Here is an 18744-nt window from a genome sequence, read left to right as displayed (position 1 = left end):
TCCGACGACGGAACACCAGCTCCGACGACGGAACACCAGCTCCGACGACGGAACACCAGCTCCGACGACGGAACACCAGCTCCGACGACGGAACACAGGCTCAGGCACAGGGAGAACCACCATGTCACTCACCCTCGACAGCTACCGGCTGCTGGGCCGCTCCGGGCTGCGGGTCTCCCCGCTGGCGCTCGGCGCGGCCACCTTCGGCACCGAGTCGGGCTGGGGCGCCGGACGGGAGGAGGCACGCGAGCTGTTCGACCGCTACGTCGAGCACGGCGGCAACTTCATCGACACCGCCAACACCTACGCGGCCGGCAGCTCCGAGCGGCTGTTGGGCGAGTTCACCCGCGACCACCACGGCCACCGCGACAGCCTGGTACTGGCGACGAAGTACACGACACTGCGCAGGACCGGCGACCCGAACTCCGCGGGCGCGCACCGCAAGAGCCTGGCCACGTCGGTGGAGGCCAGTCTGCGGCAGCTGAACACGGACTACATCGACCTGCTTTACCTGCACGTGTGGGACTTCACCACCCCGGTCGAGGAGATCCTGCGCGGCCTGGACGACCTGGTCCGGCAGGGCAAGGTCCTGTACGTGGCGATCTCCAACGCCCCGGCCTGGCAGGTGTCGCGCATGCAGGCCGTCGCCGACCTGCGCGGCTGGTCCCCGCTGGTGGCGCTCCAGATCGAGTACAACCTGATCGAGCGCACCGGGGAGCGGGACCTGATCCCGATGGCCCGCGAGCTGGGCCTGGGCGTGATCCCGTACTCGCCGCTGGCCGGCGGGGTGCTCACCGGCAAGTACGGCCGCGCCGATCTGAACGCGGCGAACATCGGGCCCGGCGACGGCACCCGCAAGAGCTTCAACTTCGCCCTGGGCACCCTCAGCGAACGCAACCTCGCCGTCGCCGACGTGCTGAAGGAGGTCGCCGCCGAGCTGGGCCACACCCCCGCCCAGGTCGGGCTGGCCTGGACCCTGTGCAACCCGGGCGTGACCGCCCCGGTCATCGGCGCCCGCACCCCCGCGCAACTGGCGGACAACCTGGGCGCGCTGGACGTCGACCTCACCGCCGCCCAGCTGGCCCGGCTCGACGAGGCGAGCGCGATCCCGCTCGGCTACCCGCACGCGATGCTGGCCGGCGACCACATCCGCAACGTGACGGCGGGCGACATGAGGATCGACGCCCGCCGCTGACCGACCGAGGGGGCGCCCGGAGCCCAGCTCCGGGCGCCCCCGTACTCCGTTACGCCGCCGAGTCCGCCGCCTGCGCCCGCAGCGCCCGCTCCACGCCCGCGCGGGACTCGGAGACCAGCCGCCGCAGCGCCGCGTTCGGCTCGGCGGAGGTCAGCCAGGCGTCCGTCCTGCGCAGCGTCTCGTCGGTGACCTGGATCGCCGGGTACAGACCGACGGCGATCTGCTGGGCCATCTCGTGCGACCGGGACGTCCAGACCTCCGCCAGCACCTCGAAGTACCGGTCCGCGTACGGCGCGAGCAGCTCCCGCTGGTCGGTCTGGACGAAACCGGAGATCACCGCCTCCTGCACGGCGTTCGGCAGCTTGTCGGAGTCGACGACCGACGCCCACGCCTCGGCCTTGGCCTCCTCGGTGGGCCGGGCGGCCCGCGCGGCGGCGGCGTGCCGCTCACCGGCGGCCGTGCGGTCCTGCTCGTGCTCGCCGGCGATCTCCGCCTCGTCGAACCGGCCCACCGCCGCCAGCCGCTGCACGAACGCCCAGCGCAGCTCGGTGTCGACGGCCAGCCCCGCCACCGTCTGCGTGCCGTCGAGCAGCGCCTCCAGCAGATCGAGCTGCTCCGGCGTCCGGGCCGTCGCCGCGAACGCCCGCGCCCACGCCAGCTGGTGGTCGCTGCCCGGGGTGGCCGCCCGCAGGTGCGCGAGGGTCGCCTCGGTCCAGCGGGTCAGCAGCGTCTCGCGGGCCGCCGGGTCGGCGTACTGGTCGACGGCCAGCTTGACCTGCCGGTGCAGCGACTGCACGACCCCGATGTCGGACTCCTTGCCGATGCCGGACAGCACCAGGGAGAGGTAGTCGCGGGTGGCGAGTTCGGCGTCCCGGGTCATGTCCCAGGCCGACGCCCAGCACAGGGCACGCGGCAGCGACTCGGCGAATTCGCCGAGGTGCTCGGTGACGAACGCCAGCGACTGCTCGTCCAGGCGGACCTTGGCGTAGGACAGGTCGTCGTCGTTGAGGAGCACGACGGCCGGGCGGCGGGTGCCGACCAGCTGCGGTACGTCGGTCAGCTCGCCGTCCACGTCCAGCTCGACGCGCTCGCCCCGCACCAGCTTGCCGCTCGGGTCGAGGTCGTAGCAGCCGACCGCGACGCGGTGCGGGCGCAGGGTGGGCTCGCCCTTCGCGCCGGCGGGCAGCGCCGGGGCCTCCTGCCGGATGGCGAAGGAGGTGATGGTGCCCTCGGCGTCGGTGTCGATGACCGGGCGCAGCACGTTGATGCCGGCCGTCTCCAGCCACGCCTTCGACCAGGACCTCAGATCCCGCCCGGAGGTCTCCTCCAGCGCGCCCAGCAGGTCGGACAGCCGCGTGTTGCCGTACGCGTGCCGCTTGAAGTACGCCTGCACGCCCTGGAAGAACGCGTCCTCACCGACGTACGCCACGAGCTGCTTGAGGACGCTGGCACCCTTGGCGTACGTGATGCCGTCGAAGTTGACGAGCACGTCGTCCAGGTCGGTGATGTCCGCCATGATCGGGTGCGTGGACGGCAGCTGGTCCTGCCGGTACGCCCAGGTCTTCATGGAGTTGGCGAACGTGGTCCACGAGTGCGGCCAGCGCGAGCCGGGCGCGGCGGCCTGGCAGGCGATGGAGGTGTAGGTGGCGAACGACTCGTTCAGCCACAGGTCGTTCCACCACTCCATGGTGACCAGGTCGCCGAACCACATGTGCGCCAGCTCGTGCAGGATGGTCTCGGCGCGGGTCTCGTACGCCGCGTCCGTCACCTTCGACCGGAACACGTACTGGTCCCGGATGGTGACCGCGCCCGCGTTCTCCATCGCGCCCGCGTTGAACTCCGGCACGAACAGCTGGTCGTACTTCTTGAACGGGTAGGCGTAGTCGAACTTCTCCTGGAACCAGTCGAAGCCCTGCCGGGTCACCTCGAAGATCGCGTCCGAGTCGAGGTGCTCGGCGAGCGAGGGACGGCAGTAGATGCCGAGCGGGACGCTCTGCCCGTCCTTCTCGTAGACGCTGTGCACCGAGTGGTACGGGCCGACGATCAGGGCCGTGATGTACGACGAGATGCGCGGCGTCGGCTCGAACACCCAGACGTTGTCCTTGGGCTCGGGCGTCGGGGAGTTGGAGATGACGGTCCAGCCCTCGGGCGCCCGCACGGTGAACTGGAAGGTCGCCTTCAGGTCCGGCTGCTCGAAGCTGGCGAAGACCCGGCGGGCGTCCGGCACCTCGAACTGGGTGTACAGGTACGCCTGCTCGTCGACCGGGTCGATGAACCGGTGCAGGCCCTCGCCGGTGTTGGTGTACGCGCAGTCGGCCACCACCCGCAGGATGTTGCGGCCCGTCAGCAGCCCCGGCAGCGCGATCCGGGAGTCCGCGAACACCTCGTCCACGTCGAGCTGGTCACCGTTGAGGGTGACCTCGTGGACGGCCGGGGCGACGAGGTCGATGAACGACTCCGCCCCGTTCTCGGTGACGTCGAAACGCACCGTCGTCACGGACCGGAACGTACCTCCCCCACTCTGCGCGCCGCAGAGGTCGAGATCGATCTCGTACGCGTCCACGGAGAGCAGCTTCGCCCGCTGCTGCGCCTCTTCGCGGGTCAGGTTTGTGCCAGGCACGCGGTCATCTCCTCGTATGTGTCGTTTCCGACATCCTTCCACGGGAGCCCGCCGCCGGGCACGCGAAGGGCGTGGTCACCGGGGAGTGACCACGCCCGCGCGGGTATGTCCGACGTGTTACCGCTTGCCGGACAGCTCCGCCGCCACCAGTTCCGCGATCTGCACCGCGTTGAGCGCCGCGCCCTTGCGCAGGTTGTCGTTGGAGACGAACAGCGCGAGGCCGTTGTCGACGGTCTCGTCCTGGCGGACGCGGCCCACGTAGGACGGGTCCTGGCCGGCCGCCTGGAGCGGGGTCGGAACCTCCGCCAGGGCCACGCCGGGCGCGCCGCCCAGCAGCTCCTTGGCGCGCTCCACGCTGATCGGGCGGGCGAAGCGGGCGTTGATCTGGAGCGAGTGGCCGGTGAAGACGGGCACCCGGACACACGTCCCGGAGACCTTCAGCGCCGGGATCTCCAGGATCTTGCGGGACTCGTGGCGGAGCTTCTGCTCCTCGTCGGTCTCGTGCCGCCCGTCGTCGACGATCGACCCGGCCAGCGGCAGCACGTTGTACGCGATCGGCGCCACGTACTTCTCCGGCTTCGGGAACTCGGCCGCCGAGCCGTCGTGGGTGAGCTTCGGCGCGTCCTCGCCGACCTTCCTCACCTGCTCGAACAGCTCGTCCACACCGGCCAGCCCGGAACCGGACACCGCCTGGTAGGTGGCCACGACCAGCGCTTCGAGACCCGCCTCGGCGTGCAGCGGACGCAGCACCGGCATCGCGGCCATCGTGGTGCAGTTCGGGTTGGCGATGATCCCCTTGGGGCGGGAGGCGATCGCGTGCGGGTTGACCTCGGAGACCACCAGCGGCACGTCCGGGTCGCGGCGCCACGCCGAGGAGTTGTCGATCACCACCGGGCCCTGCCCGGCGACCTTCTCGGCCAGCGCCTTGGAGGTGGCGCCGCCCGCCGAGAACAGCACGATGTCCAGGCCGGAGTAGTCGGCGGTGGCCGCGTCCTCCACCGTCACCCCGTCCAGGTCCTTGCCCGCGCTGCGGGCGGAGGCGAACAGGCGCAGCTCGGTGACCGGAAAGTCCCGTTCCGTGAGGATCCTGCGCATGACCGTGCCGACCTGTCCGGTGGCTCCGACGATTCCGACCCTCACGGTGACTCCCTTTCCTGCCGTGTTCCCGGCGTGCGCCGGCCCCGGCCTGCGTGGCCGGGGCCTTTCCATCATGCGTCTCTCCCCGGGCGGCCTGTCCAATCCATTGCCCGAGGGCTGGGACACATCCGTGACTCAGCCCTGCGGCTCCAGGGTCCATCGCCCTGACGTGCGCATCTGCAGATATCCGCGCGGAAGGCGCTGCAGACCGGAACCCGTGCTGATCCGGCGTACCGGTTGCAGGCGTTCGTCCAGTTCCCACAGCACTGGCAGGTCGAATCCGCCGAGCGTGTCGTGCCTGACCATCACCTCGGCCCCGGGTCCGGTGTGACGTACGACTCCATATCCCCGCCCCTCGACCGGCCGCCCGTCGAGCACCGGCGCGGTGGCGGGGTCGGCGAGTTCGATCACCCAGCCGGTCTCGTCGGCGGTGAGAATCCGGACGTGGCAGTACCCCGCCTCGGAGACCCAGACGGGGCCGGTGACCGGGCGGCGGCCGCTGGTGTCGGCGCAGATCTTCGACTGGCCGTCGGCCTGGACCGAGCGCGCGGTGATCACCTTGTCGTCGGAGGTGGTGCGGCGCAGGCGCAGCAGCGCGGGCGGGCCGTCGTAGCGGAAGACCGCGGAGCCGCGGCCCTCCACCTGGCCGGTGAGCGCGGGCACCTGCTCGACGGGGAGCAGGCGCAGGCTCCAGCCGCGCACGCTCGCCAGCCGCAGCCGGACCCGCGGCTCGCCACGGACGAAGACCAGGGCGCGGCCGTGCTGCCCGTCGCGGGACCCCTGGAGGAACTCCTCCGCGTCGTCGTACTCGTCGAGCAGGTGGACCAGGGTGCCCAGGATGCCGCCGTCGTACTCGAAGGCGTACTCCAGCAGCGCGGGCCGGCCGGGGGCGGGGTTGACCAGGGTGACCGTCTTGTCGCCGCGGCCGGTCCAGGCGCCGGCGGCCTGCGCGGCGGCCTCGTCCACCACGGGCAGCGGGCGGGCGGTGAGCCGCCACGGGCCGTCGGCCTCCAGGTCCAGCAGGAGCGGGCCGTCGGGCAGCGGCGCCGTCTGGCGCAGCGGGGCCGTGGCGTTGATCAGCAGGTCGTAGTCGTCGGGGTCGTGCAGCCGCGCGGCGGCGAAGCACTTGAGGCCGAAGTAGCCGCCGCCGTCCTCGTCGCCGGCGAATTCCACGTCCAGGTCGGCCGCGGTGCCGGTGTACGCGACGACCTCGGGGCCGTAGCCCTCCAGGGGCGCGGTGCCCAGCCGGCGCAGCACCGACAGGGGCTGGACCAGCACCGTCCAGGCGTTGTCCGCCTCCACGCGCAGCCGCAGCGGGCGGTCTCCCGGGGGACGTACCAGCGTCCTCCCGCGGAAGTCGCGCTGGGCGGAGTTGAAGAGACAGTCGTCGTCCTTGTTGCGGCGGCTCAGCGTGTGCACGCCGAAGTAGCCCTCTCCCTGATGCCAGGCCTCGACGACGACCGGCCCCGGCGGCAGCGGCACGTCCACCGAGACGACGCCGTTGCCGTGGCCCCGCTGGGTGTAGGGGTGGAACTCGGGGCCGAAGACGTGGGGCACGTCGGCCACGGGGGCGGGTGTCGAGGAGGGTGCCTGCGCGGGCCCGGGCGCGGGCGGGGAGACGGCCGCGGGTGCCGGCCCGGGGAGGTGTCCGGGGGTGTGCCCGGCAATGGGCCCGGGGATGGGCACGGGGGCGGGTTCGGCCACGGATATCCCGAAGTCCGTCGCCAGCCCGGCCAGTCCGGCCGCGTAGCCTTGCCCCACCGCCCGGAACTTCCACTGCCCGTTCCTGCGGTAGAACTCGCCCAGCACGAACGCCGTCTCGTCGGCGGCGTCCGTCACCGCGTAGTGCGCCGCCACCGCGCCCTCACCGGTCAGGGCCTGCGCGTACAGCTCGGCCACCTGACCGAAGACCCCGCCGTCGCAGGAAGCCGCGATCAGCACCCGCTGCACGGCCGGTTCCACGCGCCGCAGATCGATCTCCAGCCACTCGGCGAGCTGCCCGCCCCCCTCGGCCGTCCCCAGGTGGCGCACGGCGCCCGAGGGATGCGCCGGCTGGTTGTAGAAGACGAGGTCGGCGTTCCCGCGAACCCTGCCCGTGGCGTCCAACAGCAGTGCCGACGCGTCCACGGCCGGCGCGCCCGGTTCCTGCCGCCGACAGACGGTGACCCGCAAGGTGGCCTCGGGGACGGGGACGTTGGCGCCCTTGGCGAGATGAATCATGGGACACATGGTGACAGTGAAGATCACGTGAGGTCGATGGTCGGAGAAGTGGAAGTCGAACGTTCCGGCCCGCACCGGCGTCGTAGAGAAAACGCGGTGAGGGGAGGGGGTGGCCGGTGCTGCGCGGAAGGATCCGCCGGGGGCGGGATCAGCCGGTCGGCGACGATCCGCTGGACGCGGCTCAGGAGCGGCGGGTGCGGGCGGTGCTCGCGCTCGGCGGGGTGCCGCAGGCGGACCTGCCGGACGGGGTGCAGCAGGTCCGCCTGCGGTTGCTGGAGCGGGCCGCGAGCGGCCGGGAGGCGCCCCGGGACGTCTCGGCGTGGGCGGCGGTGGTCGCCTCCAACCTGGCCATGGACTGGCACCGGGCCAAACGCCGCCAGGAGCGGATCGGCGAGCGGCTCGCCGCGCTGCGGCACAGCGACCATCCCTCCGGCGAGGAGACCAGCCTGCTCTCGCTGGCCGTCGCCCGGGGCCTGGACGCGCTGCCCGCCGCCCAGCGCCAGGTCGTGGTGCTGCGCTTCTACGCCGATCTGCCGGTGCGCGGCATCGCCGAGGAGTTGGGTGTTCCCGAGGGCACGGTCAAGAGCAGGCTGCACACGGCGGTCCGGGCCCTGCGCGCCCGTCTGCACGAGGACGAGGTGGTGTGAGATGGCCGCCGAGCACGAGGCGTACGAGGGTGCCGTCCCGGACGACGCGCTGCTGGCCGCGATCATGGGGGAGCCGCTGCCGCCGGGGTCGGCCGAGGCCGCCGACGTGGCACTGCTGCGGGAGCGGATGGGGGTGATCGGGCGGGTGCTGAGCGAACCCCCGGGCGAGCTCCCGGGGGAACGCCCGAGTGAACTCCCGGGGGAACTCCCGGGCGGACCCTCCGGCCCGCCGGGACGGGTTCCGGCGGCGGTGCCGCGCCGCCGCCGGCACCGGCGTCACGTGGTGCTCGGCGCGCTCGCCGTGGCCGGTGCGGGCGCCTTCCTGTCCGGGCTGGCGTGGCTGGTGACACAGACCGGGCCCGCTGGTTCCGCCGACGCCGGGGCCGACAGCGCGGCCGACTCGAGCGGCAAGGAGGCCGCCGCCCCCTTCGGCAGCCCCCGCTACCTGGCCTGCGCCCGGCTGGTCGCCGAGGCCACGGTGACCGGCGTCGAGCCGGTGCCCGGCGCCGGGGGCCTGCGGATCACGGCGCGGATCACCCGGCAGTACGTGCCCGAGAAGCCGTCCGGCGAGGTCACCTTCCTCACGGAGGAAACTCTCGGCGTGGGCGACCGCGTGCTGTTCGGGCTCCCGGCGCACGGCGGGCACCCGGACGCCCTCTTCGTCGGCGAGGCCGGGATCGCCGCCGAACGGGCCCGCGTCACCGCCGCCCTCCCGGCGTCCCGCACCCTGGCCTGCGAGTAGCGAAGAGGGGGCGGGCGCCGTGGCGCCCGCCCCCTCCGCACGCGCCGTACCGGACTACGGCACGACCTTCTCGATCGCCACGCTGCCGGTGCCCGCGACCGTGCCGCGGGCGTTGACGAGCTGGACCCGACCGAAGAACTCCCGGCCCTCGGGCGCGGCGGCCAGTGCCGTCACGCTGCCGGAGACGGTGGCCGACTCACCCGTGCCGAGCGACACCGCGGTGCCGGCGACGTCGACCGTGCCGAGGGTGGCCGCGAAGTACACGTCCCGGTAGTCGTACTCCGTGGCGCCGGACGGCACCGCGTAGCCGACGACCTCGACGGTGTACGTGCCGGCCGCCGGGTCGGGCACCGAGACGGACTCCTCCGAGTCGCCGTCGGCGCTCTGCGCGATCGCCGTGCCGTCCGCGTCGTAGACCGTGAGGTCCAGGTCGGCGGCGGCGTCCGAGACGTTGCCGATCGCCACGTCCAGCGAGGTGGCGCCCTCGGGCACCTCGACGGTGGTGGTCTGCGCGTCGCCCTCGGCGATGGTGGGACGGCTGGTCAGGGACGAGCCAAGCGGGCCGCCCACCAGCTTGCCGCCGTCGATCGCGGCGTACTTGTTGGTCACCGTCCAGGAGGCGTCGACCGGGGTGCCGGCCGTGGCCTCGGGCACGGTCACGACCTCGGGGGCGAAGTCGGCGCCGAGGACGGAGACGTCCAGCTGGTACGGGTTGTCCAGCAGCGGCGAGGTGCGGCGCGACTCGACCTCGACCTCCCACACCCCCGGCTGCGGGTCGGCGTACGCGCGCACGTCGGGCTTGCAGCCGTTGCCGTCGAGGTAGTTGTTGTAGCAGTACGGCGTGGAGGTCTCGTCGAGCGGGACGCCGTACGGGTGGATGGTGATGAACCGGGTCTGGCTCTTGCCCTTCAGCCCGCCGATGGCGACCTCCAGGGACTTGGCGCCCTCGGGGACCGTCACGAAGTAGGACGCGGTGCTGTTGCGCTGCACCGAACCGGAGGCGGAGTAGGTGTACTTGACCTCCGGAGCGACCACGACCGTGGTCATGACCTGCTGGTCGACGCCCTCGGTCTTCGGGTCGTCCACCTCCAGGATCGCGCTCTTGAGGCCCTCGGAGCGGGGCGCCGCCCGCACCTTGACGGTGACCGGCTGGTTCAGCGGCAGGTTCACCGTGCGGGAGCCGACCACCTGGAAGGTCGAGCCGGCGTTGTTGGCGAGGCTCAGCTCGTGCCGGATCGCCTTGTCCGCGCCGGAGGTGCGGGTGAGGGTGATCTCGTACGTCTTCTGCTGGCCCGCCTTCAGGCCGCCCTCGCGGTCGTAGAGGCCGGTGCCGAAGCCCGGGGTCTCCAGCGCGTAGTCGATCGCGGTGTCGACCGGGGCCTTGACCGTGTACGTGTGCGCGGTGGCGCCCTCGCGGATCGACTTCCAGGCGTCCACGACGTTGATCAGGCCCGCGCCCTCCTCGTACGCCTGCACACCCTTGATGTGGTCGGCGGTCGAGGTCAGCGCGGTGCGCAGGTTCGCCGGGGTGAGGTCGATGTGCTTCTGCTTCGCGGCCGACAGCAGCAGCGCGGAGGCGCCCGCGGCCTGCGGGGAGGCCATCGAGGTGCCCTGGAGCATGCCGTAGCCGGCGGGCAGCGAGTAGCCCGCCTCGGCGACCGGGGCGCCCGGCAGCCAGGTCTGGATGGAGTTGATCGCCGCGCCCGGCGCGGTCAGCGTCGGCGTGAAGCCGCCGTCCTCCCGCGGGCCGCGCGAGGAGAACGGCATCATGGCGTACTTCTTCTCCACCGCCGAGCCGTAGTTGACCGCCCAGGTCTCCTTGGAGATGGCCGCGCCGACCGAGATGACCTTGTCGGCCAGACCGGGGTCGCCGACGGTGTTGGCGCCGGGGCCGTCGTTGCCGGCCGAGATGACGAGCTGGACGCCGTACTCGTCGATGAGCCGGGTGTACAGCTCCGCGCGGGCGTTGTTGCCGTCGTTCAGGGACGGCAGGCCGCCGATCGACATGTTGACGATGTCGACGCCCCGGTTGACGACCAGGTCGATCATGCCCTCGGTGAGCGCGACGTTGGTGCAGCCGCCGGTCCAGGTGCAGGCCCGGGAGGAGACGATCTGCGCGCCGGGGGCGGCGCCGTCCATCTGCCCGCCGAACAGGCCGTTGGCGGCGGTGATGCCCGCGACGTGGGTGCCGTGCTCGGACTCGATGACGCCGATGTTGACGAAGTCGGCCTTGGCGCCCGCGCTGTTGTAGACGACGTCCTTGCGGATCTCGACGACGAACGGCTGCCGCTCGGCGACGTCGGTGGCCGGGTCGTCGGTGCCGAAGTAGCCGACCTGGTAGCCGTCCTTGTACGGCTTCATCGCGGTGTCGTCGGAGAAGTCGTGGTTGTTGTTCAGGTCGACCCGGACCGTGCCGGCCGCCGCGTCGTACAGCACGCCCCAGGAGTCGGTGGTGTCGCCGTCCCGGTTGGCGTCACCGGCCGCGTCGCCGCCGGTGGTGTACGACTCCAGGAAGGTGGAGACCTTGTACGAGCCCGCGGGCGCCGTCCAGCTCTGACCGCCGTAGGTGAACACCGGACCGGAGACGGAGGCGGTCATCGGCCGCCAGGTGCGGTCCCCGTCGACCACCGGGTCGGTCGCGGTGACCCAGTCGACGATCTTCCGCTGTCCGGTGCTGGTCTTCTGGAGCGCCGGGTGGGACAGGTCCACGCCCGAGTCCAGGATGCCGATGGTGATGCCGCGGCCGTCCGCCCTCGGGTTCTGCTTGACGAAGTCGACGGCGCCGGTCTCGAAGGACGGGTTGTACGGGTTCTTCGCCGGGGTGTTCCGGCCGGGGGCGGTGGCGGTCGCGGTGGCCTTGGTGGCGGCGCCCTTCGCGGTGTCCGCGCTCGGCGTCGGGTCGTCCAGCGCGATCTCCTCGCGTAGATCGATGCCGTGCACGGAGGAGAGCTTCGCGGCGGCGGCGATCGCGGCGTCCGCCTTGGCGGTGGGGACGGTGGCGCGGACGTACCCGAGCTTGTCGTAGGTGCGGCCGACGGTGCCGCCCTCGACCGCGTCCAGCTTCCTGGCCACCTCGGCGGTGTCGCCGGGCGCGGTGGCGACCATCATGGTGACGTTCTTCTCGCCGTCGGCCTTGGCCTCGGCGAGCCGGTCCGCGTCGTCCGAACCGAGTTTGTCGTCGGCTGACTTCACCGAGGGTTCGGCGGCCGGGGCGGTGCTGGCCGCCGGGCCGTCGGCGGCGAGGGCCAGGGGCACGGGCCCGGCCGCGGCGAGCGCGGCGACGAGACCGGCGGCCACGGCGATCCGGGCCGCGCGTCTGCCACCCGGTATCGGGTCGCGCTGGGGAGTGTGGGTCATCGGCATCCCTTGTGGACGGCGGTACAGAAAACGACCGGGGCTGCTCTGTCCCGATCGTCGTCGTCCGGAATGCGATCCGAGACGACCGCTCAGCCTTACCCAAGGGATCGTTGTTTGGGGAGAGTTCACCGGGGCGGGATGAGGTCATGGCGTACTTCCGCCATGCGCCATCAGGGACACAAGGGGCGGGACATGACAATCCTGTGAGCGTGCCGGGTTAGCGTCCCGGCGTGCGACGGAAGCTGTGGGTGGCGGCCTACGCCATCCCTTGTTCTTCGCAGGGCATCCCGGCGTTCAGGCGGGGCGGGAATGCGATGCTGGGCCCGGAGGCGCGAAGCGCCGGAGTTCTCTGCGTCTGTGTGGTGACGGTCAGGCTGGACGCTTCTGGTTCTCGATGTAGTCCTTGACGATGCTCAGCGGTGCGCCACCGCAGGATCCCGCGAAGTACGACGGGGACCAGAACACGGACCCCGTTCCGATCCGGTTGATCCGGCCGGTGTACTCCGCGCGCAGGTATCGGGAGCTGACGCCTTTGAGGCTGTTGACGAGCTTGGACAGGGCGATTTTCGGCGGGTAGTGCACGAGGAGGTGGACGTGATCGCCTTCGCCGTTGAACTCGTGCAGCTGCGCGCCGAAGCTCTCGCACACGTCGCGCATGATCTCCTCGCAGCGGGTCAGCATCTCGTCGTTGAAGACTTCACACCGGTACTTCGTGACAAACACCAAATGGGCGTGGAGGTTATGGATGACGTGGTTTCCTCGTCGAATATCGGGATCTGCTTCCCAGCGTGGTGACATACACCAAGCGTAGTAGGATCAAGTGGGCTTAACCGGAGGGGTGGGCTGAGATGATCCGCGCGTACAAGTTCCTCCTGCGGCCCACCGTCCGCCAGGAGCAGGCGCTGGGCGAGATGCTGCGGGATCACTGCTCCCTCTACAACGGGGCGTTGCAGGAACGCCGCGACGCCTACCGGCATCCGTCGAAGACCAGCGTCAAGTACGGGATGCAGTCCGCGCAGCTGAAGGAGATCCGGGCGTTCGACCCGGAGCGTCAGGGCCGTTGGTCGTTCAGTTCGCAGCAGGCCACGTTGCGTCGCCTGGACAAGGCGATGCAGGCGTTCTTCCGCCGCGTCAAGGCCGGACAGACGCCGGGATACCCGCGATTCCGTGGGGCGAACTGGTTCGACACGGTCGAGTTCCCGAAGGACGGCGACGGCTGCCGGTGGAACTCCTCCCCGCACGACCCCGTCACCCGCGTCCGCTTCCAGGGCGTCGGCCACGTCAAGGTCAACCAGCACCGCCCGGTGGCCGGCCACGTCAAGACCGTGTCGGTCAAGCGTGAGGGCCGTAAGTGGTTCGTCGTGCTCACCGCCGGGCAGGACCGGCCAGAACCGCTGCCCGCGACCGGCTCCGTGGTCGGCATCGACCTGGGCATCGCGAACTTCCTCGCCGACTCGAACGGCGAGTTCGTGCCCAGTCCGCGCCACGGCCGCAGGGCTGCCGCGAAACTTGAGGCGGCGCAGCAGGCCCTGTCCCGGTTCCCGCGCCGCAAGGCGAAGGACCGGACCGCCAACCACCAGCGCGCGGTGGAGAAAGTCGCCCAGCTGTACGGCAAGGTGCGGCGCAAGCGACTCGACCACGCACACAAAACCGCCCTCACGCTGGTCCGCGCGCATGATCTCATCGCGCACGAAGACCTCAAGATCCGAAACATGAGCAAGGCCCCCGCACCGAAACCCGACCCCGGTCGGCCGGGCGTCTTCCTGCCCAACGGGGCCGCCGCGAAGGCCGGGCTGAACCGCTCGATCGCCGATGCCGGATGGGGGGTGTTCCTGACGATCCTGCACGCCAAGGCTGAAAGCGCCGGACGAGAAGTGATCGCCGTGGACCCCCGCAACACCTCCCGGCAGTGTCCCGCATGCGGGCACACCGCCAAGGCGAACCGGCCCACCCAGGAAAAGTTCCACTGCGTCGCGTGCGGCCACGTCGCGCATGCCGACACAGTGGGAGCCATCAACGTTCTACGGGCCGGGCTGGTCCGTCGCGACGCCGACCCGGCGTAACGAGAAGCCCTCGGCTTCAGCCGGGGGAGGAGTCACATGCGTACGGGACGGGCAGGTGCTGCTGGCCCGGTCGCCGGGGCCCGGCGGGGTGCCCGAGTGGGTGCTGCCGGGCGGCGGCACCGAGCACGGCGAGGACCCCTGCGACACGGTGGTGCGGGAGGTCGCGGAGGAGACCGGATACCAGGTCGAGGTCACCGGCCTGCTCGGGGTCGACTCGAACCGGATCGTCCGGGCCGGGCGGTTCGGCCGCCGGGTCGACCAGCACGGCGTCCGGCTCGTCTACGAGGGCCGCGTCACCGGCGGGGCGCTCCGGCCGGAGGTCGGCGGCTCCACCGACCTGGCCGCCTGGCAGGACCTCGGCGCGGTGGCCGGGCTGACCCGGGTGCCGCTGGTCGACGCCGGGCTGCGGCTGTGGCGGGAGCGGCCGGCGGCGGGGCGGCTGCCCGCGGGGTAGGGGTCCGGTACCCCGGCAGGTGAACGCCGGGCGACCGCTTTCCGGCCGGTCGAGGAGCGGTTGCGAACGCGGGGGGTGTCGCATGATCCACGTACGGTGATCGGCGTGGCCCGTTGCGGCCCCGTTCACGCACCGGTCATCCCCGCTGCCAACGATCCGGTAGGAGCGGACGTTCGCGGATGCGACCGTCCGCCGTCACTGCCGGCGCGTTCGCACTCGGGGAGACAAGCGCATGTCGCGCACACGCTCAACCACCGGCTCCGGGCCGGGTGTCCACCGTCGATCCGTCCTCGCCGCCACCGCCGCGGTGGCCGTCGCCGGCGGCGCCGGCTACGCGCTGCGGCCCGACGAGGCCGCGGCCACCGCCGCCGCGGCCCCGGACCGGGCGGCGGCCCTCGCCTCCTCCCGGCAGGCCCCGGCCGCCCCGCTCGCCCCCTACACCCGCGGCACCACCCTCGCCGCCCTGGCCACCCCGGGCTCCGGCGCAGGCTCCGGCTACCGGCGGCTGGCCGACGGACCCGGCTGGCAGCGCGTGGTCCGCGACGGACTGGCGACCGCCAAGTCCGGCCGCGAAAGCCGCCGCACCGCGCTCGCCGCCTTCGTCCAGCTCACCGACCTGCACCTGATCGACACCCAGCACCCGCTGCGCCTGGAATACCTGCGCTCCACCGACGTGCACGCCTGGCGCCCCCAGGAGGCGCTGACCGTGCAGGGCGCCATCGCGCTCGTGGAGCGGATCAACGCGCTGCGCGGCGCGCCCGTCACCGGCGCGCCGCTGCACTTCGCGATGACCACCGGCGACAACACCGACAACAACGCCCGCACCGAACTGGAGTGGTTCCTGACCGTCATGAGCGGCGGGCGCGTCACCCCGAACTCCGGCGACCCCCGGCACTACGAGGGCGTCCAGAACAGCGGCCTCACCCAGTACTGGCAGCCCGACGCGGCCGTCCGCGACGCCGACAAGCAGCGCGGCTTCCCGCACCTCGACGGCTTCCTCACCGCCGCCACCCGCGAGGTGCGCAGCCCCGGCCTGAACCTGCCCTGGTACTCGACCGTCGGCAACCACGACGCCATGCCGCTGGGCTGCTACGCCTCGCACGGCGACTCCTACCTCACCGAACTCGCCGTCGGCGGCCGCAAGCTGATGGAACTGTCCGCCGCCGAGGCCGAGCGGCTCCAGACCGCCCTGAAGAAGGCCGACGACCCGCAGGGCGCCCAGTACCACGAGTTCCTCAAGGCGCACGCCCGCGCCATGCGCCCCGTCACCCCGGACGAGCGGCGCGCCCCCTTCACCCCGGCCGAGTACCTCAAGGCCCACCTGGACACCGCACACCTCGGCCCGGGCCCGCACGGCCACGGCTACTCCACCGCCAACGTCGAGGCCGGCACCCAGTACTACAGCTTCCGCATCGCCGACGACGTGCTCGGCATCAGCCTGGACACCACCGACCCCGGCGGCCACTACGAGGGCTCCATCGGCGCGGCCCAACTCGCCTGGCTGGAGCGGACGCTGACGGAGAACGCCGACTCCTTCGCCGTCGTCTTCAGCCACCACACCAGCAAGACCATGGACAACACCCGCCCCGACCCGGCCCACCCGGCCGACCGGCGCCACGACGGGGACGACGTGGTGGCGCTGCTGGGCCGCCACCGCAACGTGCTGGCCTGGGTCAACGGCCACATCCACCGCAACGCCGTCACCCCGCACACCGGGTCGGACGGCCACTCCTTCTGGGAGATCTCCACCGCCTCCCACGTCGACCATCCGCAGCTCGCCCGGGTCGTGGAGCTGGTGGACAACAAGGACGGCACGCTGTCCCTGTTCACCACCCTGGTGGAGTCCGCGGCCCCGGCCCGCACCGACTTCACCGACCTGTCCCAGACCGGCCTGGCCGCGCTCTACCGCGAACTCTCCCTCAACGCCCCCGGCGCCCGCACGGACCTCGCGGGCGACGCCGGCGACCGCAACACCGAACTGCTGCTCAAGAAGGGCTGAGCGGAGGGGCCCGCCAGGCACGGCGATCGCTACGTAAAACATTCTGTCGCATAACCGCCGTTGTTCTGTCAGAAGGCCACGTGCTCCACTAATCTCCATGCACCACATCGGTCACCCGCTCCCGGGCGGGCGGGCGTCCACGGGGGAGATGCGTGTATGAGGACCTGGGCTTCGAGACACTCCTCGACGCGGACGGCTTCTTCGCGCGCCTGTTAGGGCGGTCGCCGTCGGGCGCCGCGCGCAAGCCGCTGTACGGACCCGACCTGCCCGTGGTGCTGGTCAACGGCGGCCCGGGGATGGGCAAGGGGCGGCTGCTGCGGGCGGTACAGGACCGGTTCGCCCGTCAGGTGCCGGTGATCGCCCTGGACTGCGCCTCAGTGGTGTACGCCGACCGGGCCGGGCCGGAGCCCCGTGCCCGCTCGGCGGTGACCGAGCTCCTGGTCGAGGCCGCGCTGCTGCTGCACACCTGGCGGGGAACGGGCGGCGGGTTCACCTTCCCGCGGCTGTTCGCGGGCCTGGCGGTGATCTCGACCGGCGTCGCGGGCGGCACCGCCGAGGCGATCAGGACAGAGGTCGAGCGGTACGAGGAGCTGATCCGGCAGCCGCGGCTGCACGGACTGGCGCGCGACTTCTGGCGCGGCGCGCTGACCGGGGCGGTCCGGAGAATGCTGGAGGTGCTGGCCGGCCAGACGCTCGGCCCGTACGGGGCGGTCGCGCTCAGCGCGCTGCTCGACGCCCTCTTCGAGCGCGTGACACCCCGGGCCGAGGTGGCACTGACCCGGCTCTACGGCGACTACCCCGGCGCGGCCGGCCAGCCCAAGCACGGGCTGCGCAGGCTCGCCGCCGACTTCCTGGCCGGCGGTGAGCGGCGGGAGGACGCCGAGCGGCGGGAGGACGCCGAGCGCTTCCTGTTCCGCGCGTTGCGCGAGGATCTGGAGGCGGAGTACGGCGGGCCGAGGGGCTGGCTGCGCCGGGTCGGCCGGCCGGGGCTGCTGCTGGACCACGCCGATCAACCGCTGGGCGAGCGGCTGCTGCGCGCCGTCCTCACCGACCGCCGGGCCGGGCAGCGCGACCGCGTGGTGGTCGTGGGCACGGCCCGCCAGGCGGACGGCGGCGACTTCCTGCACGGGGGCCTGCCACCGAGACCGACGGCGGAGTTCCGGCCCGCCGACGGGGTGCCGGCCACCTGGACCCGCCGCGCCGACCCGGAGCAGGACCGGGGTCCGCTGTCCGCCGGGGTGCTCATGCTGCGGCTGCCGTTCCTCACCGGCGACCCGCTCCGCCGGGCGACCGAGCACATCCAGCTGACCGCGGCGCCGGGCAACCCCACGGATCGCCGCCGTATCACCGCCGCCGTGACCCAGCTCAGCGGCGGACGGCCGCACTCGGTGATCCGGCTGGCCACCGCCGCCGCCGGCCACCCGATGGAGCCGGACGACAACGACCGGGCCATCCTGGACGCCGAGCTGCACCACCCGGCCGGCGCGCCCGCGCGGCCGGTGGCGGACGTACTGCTTCAGGAACTGGTCCTCGACCAGCTGCCGGTGCGGCTCGCGGAAGAGCACCACGACCAGTGGCTCGACCTCCTCACCCACCTGTCGGTGGCGCACGACCCGGGGTGCGCGGACGTCCTGCTGCGCCGGCACCAGGCGGTCCGCGTCCACCGCCTGACCGCCCACGAGGTCGCGCGACTGCTCCACGACACCGGGTGGCCCGGCTGCGCGCGGCACTTCATCGGCGACTTCGGCCTGCGCCAACTGCTGGTGCACCGGCTGTACGGGCTGGAGCGCGACGGCGCCGCCTGGTACGCCGACCACCATCTGCTGCGCGACCACTACACCCTGAGCGAGCCGAGCGGCGGCGCGTTCCACTCGGCGGCCGTCCACCGGATGAACCACCACCTCGTCTCCGGCGGCGTCGACGACGTGGTCCGCCACCTCGCCGCCACCCTCCCCGGCCGCCCCCGCGCGTGGTGCGGGGAACTGCTGGAGATCGCGCAGGCGCCGTATCCGGGCGGGGCGGACGAGCGCCGCAGGCGCGCCCAGGGGCTGGTACCGGTCGACGGGCCCCCGCTGCGCCGCACCGTCGACCAACTGCTGCACGCCGTATGGCTGTGCGAGGAGCGCACCAGGCCGACCGGGAGTGACATGGCCCGCACCCTGGAGCAGCTGCTGAGACAGCTGTCGATCATGGACTTCGACGGCGCCGGGGAACTCGGCCCGACCGCCACCGAGTGGAGCCGGCTGGTCGCCAACGAACGGCCACTGCTCCATTGCGACTGCACCGATCAGCTCGGCCGGAGGGGGTGAC

The 18744-nt window shown here is 72.3% G+C and carries 11 protein-coding genes and 1 pseudogene; 7 read left to right on the top strand and 5 right to left on the bottom strand.

The features are described from left to right. Positions 1-121 precede the first annotated feature (121 nt). On the top strand, positions 122-1195 hold the full coding sequence (locus AB0G32_RS22740; protein ID WP_361166059.1) for an aldo/keto reductase: 1074 nt from the start codon (positions 122-124) through the stop codon (positions 1193-1195). 49 nt (positions 1196-1244) lie between these two features. Here the strand turns inward: AB0G32_RS22740 and pepN are convergent, their stop codons facing one another. From pepN to AB0G32_RS22725, 3 genes are all read right to left on the bottom strand, one after another. Beyond that, positions 1245-3815, bottom strand: a complete 2571-nt coding sequence (pepN, locus tag AB0G32_RS22735) for an aminopeptidase N (RefSeq protein WP_361166056.1) — start codon at positions 3813-3815, stop codon at positions 1245-1247. Between the two features lie 117 nt (positions 3816-3932). Then, positions 3933-4955, bottom strand: coding sequence for an aspartate-semialdehyde dehydrogenase (locus AB0G32_RS22730; protein WP_361166053.1), 1023 nt, complete (start codon positions 4953-4955; stop codon positions 3933-3935). Between the two features lie 132 nt (positions 4956-5087). Further along, positions 5088-7172: a TerD family protein gene (locus tag AB0G32_RS22725; protein ID WP_361166050.1), complete on the bottom strand. Its 2085-nt coding sequence runs from the start codon at positions 7170-7172 to the stop codon at positions 5088-5090. Positions 7173-7288: 116 nt separating this feature from the next. Here AB0G32_RS22725 and AB0G32_RS22720 point away from each other — a divergent pair, with 116 nt between their 5' ends. Both AB0G32_RS22720 and AB0G32_RS22715 read left to right on the top strand, forming a co-directional pair. Then, positions 7289-7819 (top strand): sigma-70 family RNA polymerase sigma factor, encoded by a 531-nt coding sequence (locus AB0G32_RS22720; protein ID WP_361166047.1) that lies wholly within the window; start codon positions 7289-7291, stop codon positions 7817-7819. 1 nt (position 7820) lies between these two features. Beyond that, positions 7821-8561, top strand: a complete 741-nt coding sequence (locus tag AB0G32_RS22715) for a hypothetical protein (RefSeq protein ID WP_361166045.1) — start codon at positions 7821-7823, stop codon at positions 8559-8561. Between the two features lie 54 nt (positions 8562-8615). Here the strand turns inward: AB0G32_RS22715 and AB0G32_RS22710 are convergent, their stop codons facing one another. Both AB0G32_RS22710 and tnpA read right to left on the bottom strand, forming a co-directional pair. Next, complete coding sequence (locus tag AB0G32_RS22710; protein WP_361166042.1) at positions 8616-11918, bottom strand: S8 family serine peptidase; 3303 nt, start codon at positions 11916-11918, stop codon at positions 8616-8618. A 369-nt stretch (positions 11919-12287) separates the two neighbouring features. Further along, positions 12288-12716, bottom strand: coding sequence for an IS200/IS605 family transposase (gene tnpA / locus AB0G32_RS22705; RefSeq protein WP_361166039.1), 429 nt, complete (start codon positions 12714-12716; stop codon positions 12288-12290). 50 nt (positions 12717-12766) lie between these two features. Here tnpA and AB0G32_RS22700 point away from each other — a divergent pair, with 50 nt between their 5' ends. The 4 genes and pseudogenes from AB0G32_RS22700 (at position 12767) to AB0G32_RS22685 (ending at position 18743) form a co-directional block, all read left to right on the top strand. After that, positions 12767-13981 (top strand): transposase, encoded by a 1215-nt coding sequence (locus tag AB0G32_RS22700; RefSeq protein WP_361166036.1) that lies wholly within the window; start codon positions 12767-12769, stop codon positions 13979-13981. A gap of 37 nt (positions 13982-14018) precedes the next feature. After that, positions 14019-14435, top strand: a pseudogene (locus AB0G32_RS22695) (NUDIX domain-containing protein); the annotation flags it as partial. A gap of 232 nt (positions 14436-14667) precedes the next feature. Beyond that, positions 14668-16434 carry a TIGR03767 family metallophosphoesterase gene (locus AB0G32_RS22690; RefSeq protein ID WP_361166033.1) on the top strand — a complete coding sequence of 589 codons (1767 nt, stop codon included), beginning with the start codon at positions 14668-14670 and terminating at the stop codon, positions 16432-16434. 152 nt (positions 16435-16586) lie between these two features. Then, positions 16587-18743 carry a hypothetical protein gene (locus AB0G32_RS22685; RefSeq protein WP_361166031.1) on the top strand — a complete coding sequence of 719 codons (2157 nt, stop codon included), beginning with the start codon at positions 16587-16589 and terminating at the stop codon, positions 18741-18743. Position 18744: the final 1 nt, after the last annotated feature.

Origin of the sequence: Streptomyces sp. NPDC023723 (assembly GCF_040639815.1) — a bacterium.
In the GTDB taxonomy this organism is placed as follows: domain Bacteria; phylum Actinomycetota; class Actinomycetes; order Streptomycetales; family Streptomycetaceae; genus Streptomyces.
Note: the sequence above shows the minus strand (reverse complement) of the source record. Positions and strands in the feature narration are given on the sequence as shown.